Here is a 14,192-nt window from a genome sequence, read left to right as displayed (position 1 = left end):
GCGGGCCGACAGCTACGACGTGGTGTTCGCGGTCCTGGCCGTCGCGGCGGCGGCGACCTCGGTGGGCGTCCCGGTGGCCACCGCCGCGGCCGGCGCGCTGGGGCGGGCCGAGCTGGGGATGGCCGGCGTGCTGCGCAGCGCGATCGACCGGCCGCCGTCGAGCAGCGGATACCTTCCGGTGGAGACGGCCGGCGGCCCGGTGCTCGTCTTCGCCGTCGACCGGCCGTACCGCCCCGACCGCGACCTGGTGGCGATCGCGCTCGACCTGGCCGCCACGTTCGAGGCGGAGGGGACGTACCGGATCGGCGAGGTGAGTCGCGGCGGCAGCCTGCCCCCGATCTGGCCCGGCGACCTGCTCGACCGGCGCCTCGGTGCGGCGATCGAGGCGACGACCGGCCTGGCGGCGGTGCAGGGCCGGGCCGCGGCGGGCGTCGTGGCCCGCCCGGCCGACCACACGCTGCTGGCGTTCGTGGGGGAGAGCCCCGCGCGGGAGGGCGCCGCGGCCCTGGCCGGGGCCGCCGACCGCCGGTCGTCGGAGCACGCGTGCGTCCTCGGCCTCGCGCACGGCCGGCTCAGCGCCGTCGTGGTCGCCAGGTCCATCGGGTACGGCCAGCGGTCGTTCGAGACTCCGGAGACGATGGCCCGCTTCCGCCCGATGGTCGGCGCGCTGCTGCGCCACGCCTGCCGAGGCGGCGCTGGACGCGCGTGACGAGCGCCGCGTACGCGATGCCCGCCGCCAGCGAGGCGACCACCGCGAGCAGCGCGTTGTGGTGGTCCAGCCGCGGATACACCTGCCAGTGCACGAGGTAGATGTAGAGCGAGGCGCCGGCGAGCACCGCGGCGATCCGGTTGACCGCGCCGGTGCTGGGCAGGCTGGCGACCCAGACGAGCAGCACCAGCCCGGCGACCACGACCGCCTCCCGCTTCGGGTCGCCGAAGTAGCCCGGCACCGTGCCCGCGATGGCGGCCGTGACCACCAGCCGGTGCCAGCGGGTCGTCGCCTTGGCAGCCGCCCAGCCGATCGCGAAGAGCCAGAAGATCCGTACCGCGGACGGGAGGTGGTGCTGCGGGTGCAGGTCGAACAGGTCGTAGCGGGTGACCAGGCCGAGCGCCATGATCCCGAGCGGCAGCCCGAACGGCCAGCGGCGTTCGAGCCGGTCCACCGCCGGCACGGCGAGCAGGGCGGTCACCACCACCAGGATGTGGACCAGCGCCTCGACGAACCAGAAGTGCCAGCCGGTGCCCCCTTCGCGCGGCCCGAGGAAGCTGTTGAGCAGCAGGAGGCTGGGCCACTCGTACGCGCCGAGCAGCACGATCGCCGCGCCGATCCAGGCCACGCTGGGTACGGCGACGCGCCCGAGGCCCGCGGCGACGTGGCGGAGCCGCTCGGTGCGGCCGGCGGTGGTGAGGTGGAAGCGGCCGAAGTTGAAGCCGGCCATGCCGAGCAGCAGGTGCGCGCCGCCGGAGACGTTGAAGAGCGTGGCGTGCGTACCGACGATCAGCACGATCGCGACCGCGCGGAGGGCGACGCTGGTCTCCAGCGAGCGCCGGCCCCGCTCCACCGGGCGCAGGTCGCGGATGGGGCGCGTGTGCCAGTCCGGCGGCAGGTGCCCCAGGACGCGCTCCAGGCGCAGCGACATGTCCACGTAGGACAGTGAGTCGCCGCCGAGCCTGACGAAGCTGTGGTCGGGCGTGACGCCGGTGGTGCCGAGCACGTCCTCGAAGAGGCGGCACAGGTCGCGCGGCGGGTCCGGCTCGGCCGCCGGGGCGGCGAGCGCGCGGATCGCCTGGTGGTCCGGTTTGCCGGAGGGCAGGCGGGGAAGCTCGTCGAGCACGTGCACGCGCACCGCCCGCGCCGGCAGCCCGCAGCCCTCGGTGACCAGGCGCCGCACGAGCACCGGGTCGACCGGCCCGCGCGCCGCCACGACCAGGTCTTCGCCGGAGGTGCCGCCCACGCAGTACGCGGTGACGCCGTGGCGGTCGAGCAGCACCTCCACCTGCTGCGGGTCGATGCGCAGGCCGAGGATCTTCACGAACCGGCTGCGCCGGCCGACGATCTCGTACAGCCCGTCGTCCCCCAGCCGCGCGAGGTCGCCGGTGCGCAGCTCCTCGACCGTGCGGCCGAGCGCGAGGTCGGCGGGGCGCTCGGCGTACCCGAGCATGACGTTCGGCCCCGAGTAGACCAGCTCGCCGGTCCCGGCCTCGATGCGGAACGAGCCGCCCGGGATCGGCACGCCGATCGCCGACGGGCGCGACTCGGCCAGCTCCGGTGGCAGGTACGCCATGCGGGCGGTCGCCTCGGTCTGGCCGTACATGACGAAGAACCGCCAGCCGTCCCGCCGCCCGAGCGCCGCGTGGCGGGCGACCCGCTCGGGCGCCAGCCGGCCGCCGGCCTGCGTGACGTAACGCAGGTGGGGGAGGCGCATCTCGGCGAAGCCGACCCGGTCGAGCAGGTCGAACGTGTACGGCACGCCGGCGAACGCCGTACCCCGCGCCGCGCGGAACAGCTCCCAGAAGCCGGCGTCCGCCACCGACAGGTCGGTGAGGATCAGCGCGGCGCCGGCGAGCAGGTGGCTGTTGACCACCGACAGCCCGTAGCAGTAGTGCATCGGCAGCGTGGTGGCCGCCCGGTCGTCGGGGCGGATGCCGAGGTACTCGGCGATCGACTCCGCGTTCGCCCGCAGGTTCTCGTGGGAGAGGCGGACCAGCTTGGGCGAGCCGGTCGAGCCGGACGTGCTGAGCAGCAGCGCCAGGTCGGGGTGGAGGTCGTGGGCCGACTCCGCACGCCGTACGTCGACGCCCGCGGGGCCGATGACCACGTCGGGGTCGTACGCGGCGGCCAGTGCCTCGCCCGCGCCGCCCGGCGGCACGAGCAGCACCGGATGGTTGCCGGCCAGCGCACCGAGGTACGCGACCACCGCGTCGACCGAGTTGCCCCCTTCGAGGAGAACGAGCCGCCGCCGCGCGCCGAGCCGCCGCACCATTGCGCCCACGCGGTCGGCCAGTTCCGCGTACGAGATCGTGCCGGCGGCCGTGATGAGAGCCGGCCTGTCCGCGAAGGCCGACAGGTTGTGCGCAAAAGGGGCAGCGTGGAGCGCGGATGTCACGTCCGGAGTTTAAGTAAGGCTTGCCTAAGGTTGGAGCTAGCTGGGAGGCTGCTCATAATGGCTGGGTAATCGATTGCCAGGCTGCCCTTAGTAAGGTATGCCTTACCTGTGTCTCTGCGTCGGATCTGGACCCTCCTGCCGGTGATCGCCGTGCTCGCGGCCACCGCCGCCTGTGGTGGCGATGAGTTCGACAGCGGCGACCCCGGTGACAAGACGATCACCATTTACAGCGGTCGCAGCGAGTCCCTGGTCAAGCCCGCGCTGGAGAAGTTCGAGCAGCGGTCCGGGATCACCGTCAAGGTGCGCTACGGCAGCACCGCCCAGATGGCCGCGCAGATCGAGGAGGAGGGCGACAAGAGCCCGGCCGACGTCTTCTTCGCGCAGGACGCCGGCGCGCTCGGCCAGATCGCCAAGCGCGGCCTCTTCGCCAAGCTCCCGTCCGACGTGCTCGCCAAGGTGCCGGCCAGCTTCCAGGCCCGGTCCGGTGAGTGGGTCGGCGTGACCGGGCGGTCGCGCGTGCTCGCGTACAACGAGAGCATGGTGGCGAAGGAGGACCTGCCGGCGTCGGTGTTCGAGCTCACCGGGCCGCGGTGGCGGGGCAAGGTCGGCGTCGCGCCCACCAACGGCTCGTTCCAGGCGTTCGTGACCGCGCTGCGCGTGCAGCACGGCGACGCCAAGGCGCGGGAGTTCCTCACCGGTCTGAAGGCCAACGACGCGCAGATCCGGGAGAGCAACGTCCAGATCGTCCAGGAGATCGACGACGGCAAGCTCGCCGCCGGCCTGGTCAACCACTACTACGTCTTCGAGCAGGCCAAGGAGAAGGGCGTCACCGCCGACCAGATGACGGCCAAGCTCCACTTCTTCCCCGACGGCGACACCGGCGCGCTGGTCAACGTGGCCGGCGTCGGGCTGCTCCAGAAGGCGGCGGACGACCCGGACGCCAAGGCGCTCGTCGACTACCTGCTCGGCCCCGAGGGGCAGACCTACTTCGCCGAGGAGACCTTCGAGTATCCGCTGGTCGCCGGCGTGCCCACCGCCGCCGGGCTGCCCGCGCTCGACACGCTCGCCGCGCCGGAGATCGACCTCAACGACCTCGATACCCTTGACGTCACCGTCGAGATGATCAAGGAAGCGGGGCTGGGCTGAGCGCGACACAACAGGTGACCGCTCCCGCCCGCTGGGCGGTGCGGCGGGTCCTGCCCCGCCCGGCGCTCGCGGTGGCATCGGCCGCCGCGGTGGCGGTCGCCCTCGTGCCTCTCGTCTATTTGGGGGTACGGACCGGGGAGGCTGGCTGGTCGCGGATCGCGGACGAGTTGCTCACCAGACGAGTGGCTGTGCTCGCCGGGCGCAGCGTCGCGCTCGCCGCGGTGGTCACCGCGGCCTGCACCGCGCTGGGCGTGGCGTCGGCGTTCCTGGTCACCCGCACCGACCTGCCCGGCCGGCGGGTCTTCGGCGTGCTCGCCGCGCTGCCGCTCGCCGTGCCGACCTACGTCGCGGGCTTCGCTTGGATCTCCACTGTGGACTCGTTCACCGGCTTCTGGGCGGCCGCGCTGCTGCTCACGCTCTGCTCGTACCCGTACGTCTACCTCCCGGTCGCGGCCTCCCTCGCCGGTGCCGACCCGGCCCAGGAGGAGGTCTCCCGCTCGCTGGGGCGCGGCCCGTGGCGCACGTTCACCGACGTCACGCTCCGGCAGGTGCGCCCGTCGATGGCGGCCGGAGCGCTGCTGGTCGCGCTGTACGTGCTCTCCGACTTCGGCGCGGTCTCCATCCTGCGCGTCGACACGTTCACCCGGGCCATCTTCACCGCGTTCAACGTGGGCTTCGACCGCACCGGCGCGCTCGTGCTCTCCACCGTTCTCGTCGTACTCACCGTGGTGCTGATCGGCGGAGAGCTGCTCACCCGTGCCCGGGGCGCCCGGTACGCGCGGGTCGGCGGCGGCAGTCGTCCCCCGACCCGGCTGCGGCTGCACGCCGGGCGGTGGCCGGCGGCGGTGGCGCTCACCGGGGTCGCGGTGCTCGCCCTCGGCGTGCCCGCCGCCAGCCTCGCGCGGTGGCTGGTCGAGGGCGTTTCCCGGCCCGGCTCGCTGGGCGAGGTGGCCGCCGCGGCCGGCAGCTCGCTCGCTGTGTCGCTCTCCGGGGCCGCCTTCACGATGCTGCTCGCGCTCCCGGTCGGGCTGCTCACCGCGCGGGCGCCGGGCGTGCTCGCCACCGTGCTCGACCGCGTGACGTACGTGGCGCACGCGCTGCCCGGCGTCGTCATCGGGCTGTCGCTGGTCTTCTTCGGCATCAACGTGGCGTACCCGCTCTACCAGAGCGTGTGGCTGCTCGCGCTCGCGTACGCCACGCTCTTCCTCCCGCTCGCCGTCGGGGCGGTCGCCGGTGCCGCCACCCAGTCACCGCCGTCGCTGGAGGAGGCGGGGCGCTCGCTCGGCCGCGGCCCGTTCACGGTGTTCCGCACCGTCACGCTGCCGCTGACCCTGCCCGGTATCGGCGCCGGCGCCGCGCTCGTCTTCCTCACCTGCATGAAGGAGCTGCCGGCGACGCTGCTGCTCCGTCCCACGGGCATGGACACGCTCGCCACCGAGCTGTGGACGTACACCAACACCGCCTCGTACGCCGCAGCCGCACCGTACGCGGCGCTGCTCGTCGGGCTCGCGGCGGTACCCACCTGGTTCCTCACCGTGCGGGGAGGCACGTGATGCTCTCGATCGCCGGGCTGCGCAAGGCGTACGGCCCCGTCACAGCGCTCGACGGCGCCGACCTGGAGGTGGCGACCGGCACGCTCGCGGCGGTGCTCGGCCCGTCCGGGTGCGGCAAGACGACGCTGCTGCGGTGCGTGGCCGGCTTCGAACGGGTGCACAGCGGCACGATCAGCCTCGCCGGCCGCACCGTCGCCGGTCCCGGCACGCACGCGCCGCCCCACCGCCGAGGGGTCGCGGTGGTGCCGCAGGAGGGGGCGCTCTTCCCGCACCTGTCGGTCGCCGGCAACGTGGGTTACGGCCTCGACCGCGCCGCCCGCCGCTCCGGCCGGGTCGAGGAGGTGCTCGCGCTGGTCGGGCTCCCCGGATACGGCGACCGCATGCCCCACCAACTCTCCGGTGGCCAGCAGCAGCGGGTCGCGGTGGCCCGGGCACTCGCCCCGCGCCCGCCGCTCGTGCTGCTCGACGAGCCGTTCAGCGCGCTCGACGCGGGGCTCCGGGGCGACCTGCGCCGCGACGTACGGCAGGCGCTGCGGGCCGACGGCGCCACGGCGGTGCTCGTCACGCACGACCAGGGCGAGGCACTGTCGATGGCCGACCAGGTAGCCGTGATGCGCGACGGCCGGATCGTCCAGAGTGGAGCACCGTCGGCCGTGTACCGCGAGCCGGCCAGCCCGTGGGTCGCCCGCTTCGTCGGTGAGGCGGTGCTGCTGCCGGCCACGGTCGACGGCCCGGTGGCGGTCACCCCGCTGGGCCGCCTCCCGCTCAACGGCACGTCGAACGGATCCGCCGTGACCGTGCTGCTCCGCCCCGAGCAGATGCGCGTCGCGACCGGTGGCGCCGGCGCCACCGCGAGGGTCGTCCGCCACGACTTCCACGGTCACGACGCGCTGGTGCTGCTCCAACTCGGCGACGGCACGGAGGTGACCGCCCGCATCCTCGACTCCACGCCGCCAGTCGCGGTGGGCGACGAGGTGACGGTCTCGGTGCACGGGCCGGCCCGCGCGTTCCCCGCGCTCTAGCCGATCCTTCGACAGATTTGGGCTGCCGCGATGCCCGCCGTGGTCCGGCCCCAATGCCACTCGGCTCAAGTTGATCATGACGCCGGGCGCATCCTGAACCCCCGTGTGAGCAGGGAAAATCCATGCGCGTCCGAGGGCCCGGCCGTTCCTGATTCGTGGCCGGGTGCGCCCAGTGGCGTGTGACAGCAATTTCCCTGTCTTTGCTGCCTCGCCGGGCGCGGGAGGCAGCAAAGACGGGGAAATGTCGGGATCTTGGTTGGTGTGCAAGCGCGTCCGGTTCCGGAGGCCCAACCCCGCGGCCGGCGGTCAGGGCAGGGGTTGTGGACGCGGAGGGCGAGGCTGTGGCCGCAGGGCTGCGTCCGTCGCGTGAGACTTCGGCTGGTCTCGGCAGGCGCCTTCCGTAGCCGCCACACTAGTATCCTAGGACGCTTAAGGCGTGGTGTGGTGGGGCACCACCGGTCACGATGTCGCTGTGATGCTGCTGGTACCGGCCGACGTGCTGCGCCCCCGACGCCCCGACGGCCACTTCGCCGAGGAGGCGGCCGCGGCCCGCGAAGCCGGCCTCGACGTCGCGCTCGTCGACCACGACGCGCTGGCCCGCCCCGGCGGTGCCGCACGCGCGGTCGCCCGCGTGACCGGCGGCGGGGAGGCGGTGTACCGAGGCTGGATGCTCACCGCCGACCGGTACGCCGACTTCGCGACCGCGCTGGCTCAGCGGGGCGTGACGCTGCGGACCAGCCCCGAGCGGTACCGGCGGGCGCACGAACTGCCCAGCTGGTACGCGAGCCTGGAGTCCGTGACACCGCCGTCGGTGTGGACGCGCGGGGCGGAGCGGGGGCCGTTCGAGGAGGCGTGCGCGCGGCTCGGCGGCGGGCCGGCGGTGCTGCGCGACTACAGCAAGTCGATGAAGCACCACTGGGACGAGGCGATGTTCGTCCCGGACGTGGCGGACGTCGCGGCGGCGTGGGCGGTGGCGGCGCGCTTTCGCGAGCTGCGCGAGGGGGATTTCACCGGCGGTTACGTGCTGCGCCGCTACGAGAAGCTCACCGGCACCGAGGTGCGGACCTGGTGGATGCGCGGGGAGTGCCGGCTGGTCGGCGCGCATCCCGACACGCCGGCGGGGGAGGCACCCTCCGATGTGGACGTCTCCGGGGTGGCGCCGATGGTGGCAGGGCTCGACCTGCCGTTTGTGACGGTCGACCTGGCACGCCGCGCGGACGGCGTGTGGCGGGTCGTGGAGCTCGGTGACGGCCAGGTGAGCGACCTCCCGCCGACCATCGCGCCGGCCGCCCTGGTCGCCGCGCTGCGGTAGGCTCCCGCGTCGTGTCGAAGGAGCAGGGGTACGTCTGCCGCTGTTGCGGCGAGCACCACGCGGAGCTGCCACTGGCGTACGGCATGGAGGCGCCCGCGTACTGGTCGGACGAGCTGGCGGCCGACCCGTTGAGCGCGCTGGAGCAGGAGCTCTGCACGATCAAGAGCGAGAGCTTCTTCATCCGGGGACTGATCGAGATCCCGGTGGTCGACACCGGCGAGACCTTCGTGTGGAACGTCTGGACCTCGCTCAGCAAGGACAACTTCGCCCGGACGGTCGAGCGGTGGGACGACCCCGCGCGCGAGAGCCAGCCGCCCTACTTCGGCTGGCTCTCCAGTGAGCTTCCGGCGTATGCCGAGCCGACGCTCAACCTCAAGACCAACCTGCACACTCGCCCGGTGGGCCACCGGCCACTGATCGAGCTGGAGCCGACCGGGCATCCGCTCGCGGTCGAGCAGCGCGAGGGCATCACGCGGGCGCGCGTGCGGGAGATCGCCGAGCTGCTGCTGCACGGCCGGGCGGGGCAGCCCGACTGCCCGCTCAGCCGCCGACCCGGATGATGCCGTTTTCATACGCATACACCACGGCCTGGACGCGGTCGCGCAGGCCGAGCTTCATCAGGATGCGGGCGACGTGGGTCTTGACCGTCGCCTCGCCGAGCGTGAGGTGGTCGGCGATCTCCGCGTTGGAGAGGCCACGGGCCAGCAGCCGCAGCACGTCGAGCTCGCGCGGGGTGAGCTGGGCCAGCTCGGGCGGCGGCTGCGGGGCGGGCTGGTGGGCGAAGGCGGCGATCACCCGCGTGGTGACCGCCGGGTCGAGCAGGGCGGCGCCGCCGGCGACGACCCGGATGGCGGCGACGAGCTGCTCGGGCGGGGAGACCTTGAGCAGGAAGCCGCTGGCGCCCGCGCGGAGCGCCGAGTAGAGGTTGTCGTCGCTGTCGAACGTGGTCAGCATGATGATCCGCGGCGGGCTGGGCAGCGCGGCGATCTGGCGGGCAGCGGCGAGCCCGTCGAGGCGGGGCATCGCGATGTCGAGCAGCACCACGTCGGGGCGCGTGCGGCGGGTCACGGCGAGCGCGTCGGCACCGTCGGCCGCCTCGGCCACCACCTGAAGGTCGGGCTCGGTCTCCAGCACCATCCGCAGGCCGGCACGGATCATCGCCTGGTCGTCGGCGAGCGCGACGCGGATCACCGGGACACGTCCGCGTAGGCGTGTGGGCGGGCCAGCGGCAGCGCCGCGGCGACCCGGTAGCCGCCGCCGGGCTCCGGCCCCGCGGTCAGCCGCCCACCGAACATCGCGGCCCGCTCCCGCATGCCGACCAGCCCGTGCCCGCCCGTGGCGCCGCTGACGGACCGCGTGGCGCCGCCCGCGTCGGTGATCGTGAGGCGAAGCTCCTCCCGCCCGTATCCGACCGTGACCGTGGCCCGCCGCGCGGCGGAGTGCTTGAGCACGTTGGTCAGTGCCTCCTGGATGATGCGGTATGCCGACAGGTCGAGGCTGGCCGGCAACGGAGACGGCTCGCCCTCGGTGTGCACCTCCACGGCGACGCCGGCCTCGCGGATCTGGTCGAGCAGCTCGTCGAGGTCGGCGAGCCCGCGCTGCGGGACGGTGCCGGCGGTGTCGGCGCCGCGCAGCAGCCCGAGCGTGCGGCGCAGCTCGGTGACCGCGTCGCGCCCCGCCTGCTCGACGCCGGCCAGCAGGTCGCGCTCGGCGTCGTGGGCCGGGCCGAGGCGGCGGCGCACGGCGGCGGCCTGCAGCACCATCACGGTCACGCTGTGCGCCACCATGTCGTGCAGCTCGCGGGCGATGCGGGCGCGCTCGTCGGCGAGGGCCTGGTCGGCGCGGAGGGTCTGGGCCGCGGCGAGCGCGGTGGCCCGCTCGGCGTCGCGCCGGGCCTGGATCTGCAGCAGCAGGCCGGAGAGCCACGCGGCGACCGTGTAGCCGGCCGACGCGAACACGTCGGACGTCATCGTCGTGCGCTGCCCGACCAGCACCGCCACCGTGCCGGCGAGCATCGCGGCGGCGAGCAGCCGGCGCCACAGCGGGTCGCGGTCTGGCCCGCGCAGGATGATCTCGCGGCCGACCGTGTGCAAGCCGATGAACAAGCAGAACGCCTGCCACACGCGGAAGTCGTCGACCTCGGCGGGCAGCCACAGCACCTGCACGACGGCGATGTCGAGCAGCAGCGTGGCGAGCGGCGCGGCCCGGCGCACCACCACGAGCGCGGCGGCGAAGCCGAGGCGGAGCCACCAGTAGGGCAGCCGGTGCGGCGCCGTCAGCTCCTCGATCAGCCCGACCGTGAGGAACACGACAGCGACCACGAGGTCGACCCGTTTGATCCGCCACAGCCGCATTGGCAGAGCGTACGGGCTGGTCAGCGGCATTTCGCCCACCGGCGGGGGGATCCTCGGTCCGCCTGGCGGGGGACCCGCGCACCCTCCCAGTGCGGGCGATCTTTGGGTGCCGCGCGGCTTAGCGTCGCCAGCCGTACCCGCCCTCACGCCGGCTCTCCTCCCGCCTTGGGAGGGGCGCCGCCGGGCCGTCCGAAAGGAACGACGTCATGCTTCCTCCCGCTCGCCTGGCCCGCCGCCGGGCCGGCCTGATCTGCCTGGTCGCCGCACCGATCCTGCTCACCGCCGCCACGGCCGTTGACCCCGCGCTGGGCGACGTCGAGTTCGCGCCGGCGATCGCCGCCGACCCGGCCGCCGCCCGCCTCCACACGCTGCTGCTGCACTGGTCGTGGGTCCTCTACGTGCCCGGGCTGCTCGCCCTCCTCGCGCCGGTGCGGCGCCGCGGCCGGGTCCTCGCCACGATCGCGTGGCCGGCCGCCGTGCTGGGCCTGGCCACGTTCGCCGGGCTCACGCTCTCCGACTACTTCGGGCTCGCGGTGCTCGAGGTCACCGACGAGGCCACCTTCGCGGCCGTCGAGGACCAGGTCGGGGGGTACGGCTGGCTGGCGGCCGGTTGGCAGATACCAGGAATGCTCGGCTGGGCGCTGGCGCTGCTGGTCACGCCGTTCGCGGCGGCGCGGGCGGGGCACGCCGGCTGGTGGTACCCGGCCGCCGCGGTGCCCGGCTTCGTGCTGTACCTGCTCTTCGCCATCGAGGAGCCGCCGCTCTCGCTGGCCGGGCCGGTGCTGCTGGTGGTCGCCCACGCGGTGCTGGCGGTGCGGCTGTGGTCGCCCGCGGCCGGGGACGACACCGGCGCCGAGCAGGCGGGGTTCGCCGCGTTCCGCCGTACCCTCGGTGTCTGCTGCCTCGTCGGCGCGCCGCTGGCGCTGGCCGCGGGCATGGCCACGCTCCCGGGCGGCGCCTTCCACATCGCCACCGACATGGCCGGGGATCCGGCGGCGGCCCAGGCGAGCGCGTTCTTCCTGCACCTCGCGTGGCTGCTCTTCGTGCCCGGGATCATCGAGCTCACCGGCCGGCTGACCGGTCGTGGCTGGCGGCTGGCGCAGGTGGCCGGCGGCGTGGCCGTGCTCGGCCTGCTGCACTTCAACGGCCTGATGCTCGGCGACTACGCGGGCATCGCCGCCGAGCAGGTCCTCGACCCGGCGCGGGCGGAGGCGGTGGCGGCGCGCGTCGGGGAGTACGCGTCGCTGTCGCTCGGCGTCGTGCTGCCCGGCATGCTGTGCGCGCTGCTCGGGCTGATCCTGGTGCCAGTGGCGGCGGCCCGCGGCGGCCTGGTGCGGTGGCCGGTGCCGGTGGTGGCCGGGCTGGGGGTGGTGGCCTTCTTCGCGCTGACCGTGGGGCGCGTGCCGGGGCTGGTCGCGCCGGCGCTGCTGCTGGTGGCGTACGGCCTGCTGGCCCGCGCGGTGGCCGCGCCGGCCGCCCGCCCGGAGCCGGCGCCGGTGACCGCCTGACAGTCGACTGTGGACGGCCGCTCGCCCGCCGCGCGGCGGTGTCCGGTGTGGACGGCCGCTCGTGCGCCGCGCGGGCTGCCGTTCGAGCCGGCGGCCGGGCGGGCGGCCGTTCGTGTGTCGCGCGGGCTGCCGTTCGAGCCGGCGGCCGGGCGGGCGGCCGTTCGTGTGTCGCGCGGGCTGCTGTCCGAGTCGGCGGCCGGGCCGACGGCTGGGCGGTGCGGACCGAGCCGTGTGGTGACGCGCTTCGGCAGGTGGTTTGGTGGTGGCCGGGGCGGTTGGTCTGGTTGGTAGACCGTCTGGGACGGCGGCCGGTCGGGTCAGCGGGTGCGGAGGCCGTCGAGCAGGCGGGCGAGCGCCGCCCAGGTCTGCTCCAGCGCGTGTGGGCTCGTCGTGGTGGCGAGCCAGAGCGCGGCCTCGTTCATCGCGCCGGAGAGCAGGTGGGCCAGGGGCGTCACCGGTTGCGCGGCGATCGTCCCGTCGGCGACCAGGTCGGCCAGCGCCTCGGCGAGGTGGCGTGCGGAGGCGGCCTCGTCCATGGCCCGCCACTCCGCCCAGCCCAGCACGGCCGGCCCGTCGACCAGCATGATCCGCTGTATCTCCGGGGCGGTGCTCGCGGTGAGGAAGGCCCGACACCCCGCGGTCAGCCGCGCCCACGAGGTGGCCTGCGCCTCGGCGGCCCCGACGACCTGCTCGGCCACCTCCTGCTGCACCTGCTCCAGCACCGCCCGGAACACGGCCGCCTTGCTGTCGAAATGGTGGTAAAGCGCGCCCTTGGTCACCCCGGCGGCGGCGACGATCTGCGCCAGGCCCACCGTGCCGTACCCCTGCGTCGCGAAGAGGTGCCGGCTCTCGCGCACCAGCGCCTGCCGGGTCTGCGCCCGCTGCTCCGCCCGTCGCATCCGTCTCCTCGCTCGTCGCTCCCGACTTGACATACCGATGGTATGCCAATAGCGTCCATTGGCATACCGATGGTATGTGAATGGAGTGATCATGGAGTTGACCAGCTTCTACCCGGTGATCTGCACGGAGCGGCTCAAGGAGTCGCACGCGTTCTACGCGGAGTGGTTCGGGTTCGAGACGACCTTCGAGGCGGACTGGTACGTGAGCCTGCGCCGCCCCGGCCCACCGGAGTGCGAGCTGGCTCTGCTCGACCACACGCACCCCACGCTCCCCGAGGCGTACCGTGCGCCGGTGCGCGGGCTGCTTCTCAACCTCGAAGTGTCCGATGTGGACTTGGAGTGGCAGCGACTGGTCGTCGCCGGTGGCCTCGCGCCCGAGCTGGAGCTGCGCAGCGAAGACTTCGGGCAGCGGCACTTCATCGTGGCCGACCCCGGCGGCGTGCTCGTCGACGTCATCACCCCGATCCCACCGGCGGGGGAGTATGTCGAGCGCTTCACCGACCGTTAGGTGGGCCGTCTGGCGGGTAGCCGTCGCGCATGGGGGACCTGGATGACCTGGACAACGCCCGCGCCACACGCTCGGACACGCGCCGCGCCGAGGCGTTCAGCGACGGGGTCCTGGCGATCATCGTCACGCTGCTCGTGCTCGACCTTCGCGTGCCCGACGTCGAGCCCGGCCACCTGCTGCCCGCCCTGCTCGCCCAGTGGCCCGGCTACGTGGCGTACGTCGCCTCGTACGCCTACGTCGCCGTGGTGTGGCTCAACCACAAGGCCGCGTTCGCGCGGGTCCGCGAGACTGACCGCGGCTTCCACTGGGCCAACCTGTTCGTGCTCTTCACGACCGCGCTCCTGCCGTTTCCCACGGCGGTCGTGTCGCGCGCGCTCCAGGAGGAGAACACATCCGACCAACGGGTCGCCGTCGCCCTGTACGCGCTGGTCGGTGCGCTGCTCTGCCTGAGCTGGACGGTCTTCTTCCAGTACCTCGCCCGCCACGACGACCTCGTCGCGGAGGCCGTCGACCGTCCCTTCTTCCGGGGTGAGCGGCTGCGCGCGTTGGGCGGCGTCATCCTGTACGGCGTGGCGGGCGTCGTGGGCTTTCTGGTCGCACCGCTTGTGGCGCTCGCGGTCTTCGTGGTGCTGCCGGTCTTCTACGGCGCGACCAGCGCGGGCATCTACAGCCTGCGCTCGGTCGCCCGCCGCCTGACCGGCCCCTGACTCCCGCCCGCCTCGCCGTGCGGGCGCCGCGCTCGGCGGCGCGGCCGGCCGGTGGCGGGCCGGGTGTGTCAGGGTG

General features: G+C 74.0%; 12 protein-coding genes. 8 read left to right on the top strand and 4 right to left on the bottom strand.

The window, feature by feature from the left end:
• Positions 1–572: 572 nt before the first annotated feature.
• Complete coding sequence (locus tag ACFFIA_RS41380; protein ID WP_377262446.1) at positions 573–3,107, bottom strand: AMP-binding protein; 2,535 nt, start codon at positions 3,105–3,107, stop codon at positions 573–575.
• Between the two features lie 114 nt (positions 3,108–3,221).
• Between ACFFIA_RS41380 and ACFFIA_RS41375 the strand changes: the two genes are divergently transcribed.
• The 5 genes from ACFFIA_RS41375 to ACFFIA_RS41355 all read left to right on the top strand — a co-directional run bounded on the left by ACFFIA_RS41375 (position 3,222) and on the right by ACFFIA_RS41355 (position 8,700).
• A complete protein-coding gene (locus ACFFIA_RS41375; RefSeq protein ID WP_512700743.1) occupies positions 3,222–4,253 on the top strand; it encodes an iron ABC transporter substrate-binding protein in 1,032 nt (343 codons plus the stop codon).
• A 38-nt stretch (positions 4,254–4,291) separates the two neighbouring features.
• Entirely contained in the window at positions 4,292–5,806 is a 1,515-nt protein-coding gene (locus ACFFIA_RS41370) for an ABC transporter permease (protein ID WP_377262526.1), read from the top strand.
• Positions 5,806–6,828: an ABC transporter ATP-binding protein gene (locus tag ACFFIA_RS41365; RefSeq protein ID WP_377262524.1), complete on the top strand. Its 1,023-nt coding sequence runs from the start codon at positions 5,806–5,808 to the stop codon at positions 6,826–6,828. The genes ACFFIA_RS41370 and ACFFIA_RS41365 overlap by 1 nt, the downstream gene beginning before the upstream one ends.
• A gap of 475 nt (positions 6,829–7,303) precedes the next feature.
• On the top strand, positions 7,304–8,140 hold the full coding sequence (locus ACFFIA_RS41360) for an ATP-grasp domain-containing protein (protein ID WP_377262522.1): 837 nt from the start codon (positions 7,304–7,306) through the stop codon (positions 8,138–8,140).
• 11 nt (positions 8,141–8,151) lie between these two features.
• Complete coding sequence (locus ACFFIA_RS41355; protein WP_377262442.1) at positions 8,152–8,700, top strand: DUF2199 domain-containing protein; 549 nt, start codon at positions 8,152–8,154, stop codon at positions 8,698–8,700.
• On the opposite strand, the gene ACFFIA_RS41350 is transcribed toward ACFFIA_RS41355, so the two are convergent.
• Positions 8,681–9,331: a response regulator gene (locus ACFFIA_RS41350; protein ID WP_377262440.1), complete on the bottom strand. Its 651-nt coding sequence runs from the start codon at positions 9,329–9,331 to the stop codon at positions 8,681–8,683. The genes ACFFIA_RS41355 and ACFFIA_RS41350 overlap by 20 nt on opposite strands.
• Positions 9,328–10,494 (bottom strand): sensor histidine kinase, encoded by a 1,167-nt coding sequence (locus ACFFIA_RS41345; RefSeq protein ID WP_377262438.1) that lies wholly within the window; start codon positions 10,492–10,494, stop codon positions 9,328–9,330. Before ACFFIA_RS41345 ends, ACFFIA_RS41350 begins: the two co-directional genes overlap by 4 nt.
• Positions 10,495–10,700: 206 nt before the next feature.
• Between ACFFIA_RS41345 and ACFFIA_RS41340 the strand changes: the two genes are divergently transcribed.
• Complete coding sequence (locus tag ACFFIA_RS41340; protein ID WP_377262436.1) at positions 10,701–12,002, top strand: hypothetical protein; 1,302 nt, start codon at positions 10,701–10,703, stop codon at positions 12,000–12,002.
• A 317-nt stretch (positions 12,003–12,319) separates the two neighbouring features.
• Here the strand turns inward: ACFFIA_RS41340 and ACFFIA_RS41335 are convergent, their stop codons facing one another.
• Entirely contained in the window at positions 12,320–12,901 is a 582-nt protein-coding gene (locus ACFFIA_RS41335; protein WP_377262434.1) for a TetR/AcrR family transcriptional regulator, read from the bottom strand.
• Positions 12,902–12,992: 91 nt separating this feature from the next.
• Here ACFFIA_RS41335 and ACFFIA_RS41330 point away from each other — a divergent pair, with 91 nt between their 5' ends.
• Positions 12,993–13,409 (top strand): VOC family protein, encoded by a 417-nt coding sequence (locus tag ACFFIA_RS41330; protein ID WP_377262432.1) that lies wholly within the window; start codon positions 12,993–12,995, stop codon positions 13,407–13,409.
• 29 nt (positions 13,410–13,438) lie between these two features.
• The gene (locus tag ACFFIA_RS41325) at positions 13,439–14,116 is read left to right on the top strand and encodes a TMEM175 family protein (protein WP_377262430.1); all 678 of its coding nucleotides are present in this window, start codon (positions 13,439–13,441) and stop codon (positions 14,114–14,116) included.
• Positions 14,117–14,192: the final 76 nt, after the last annotated feature.

Source organism: Phytohabitans kaempferiae, assembly GCF_042433955.1.
GTDB classification, from domain to species: Bacteria; Actinomycetota; Actinomycetes; order Mycobacteriales; family Micromonosporaceae; genus Phytohabitans; species Phytohabitans kaempferiae.
The sequence above is the reverse complement of the archived record's forward strand: the minus strand, read 5'-3'. Positions and strand labels throughout refer to the sequence as shown.

What these genes read in the sequence shown, in the direction of transcription:
- ACFFIA_RS41365 (WP_377262524.1), top strand. Translation starts at nt 5,806, where the DNA reads ATGCTCTCGATCGCCGGGCTGCGCAAGGCGTACGGCCCCGTCACAGCG.
- ACFFIA_RS41360 (WP_377262522.1), top strand. Translation starts at nt 7,304, where the DNA reads ATGCTGCTGGTACCGGCCGACGTGCTGCGCCCCCGACGCCCCGACGGC.
- ACFFIA_RS41345 (WP_377262438.1), bottom strand. Translation starts at nt 10,494, where the DNA reads ATGCGGCTGTGGCGGATCAAACGGGTCGACCTCGTGGTCGCTGTCGTG.
- ACFFIA_RS41340 (WP_377262436.1), top strand. Translation starts at nt 10,701, where the DNA reads ATGCTTCCTCCCGCTCGCCTGGCCCGCCGCCGGGCCGGCCTGATCTGC.
- ACFFIA_RS41335 (WP_377262434.1), bottom strand. Translation starts at nt 12,901, where the DNA reads ATGCGACGGGCGGAGCAGCGGGCGCAGACCCGGCAGGCGCTGGTGCGC.
- ACFFIA_RS41330 (WP_377262432.1), top strand. Translation starts at nt 12,993, where the DNA reads ATGGAGTTGACCAGCTTCTACCCGGTGATCTGCACGGAGCGGCTCAAG.
- ACFFIA_RS41325 (WP_377262430.1), top strand. Translation starts at nt 13,439, where the DNA reads ATGGGGGACCTGGATGACCTGGACAACGCCCGCGCCACACGCTCGGAC.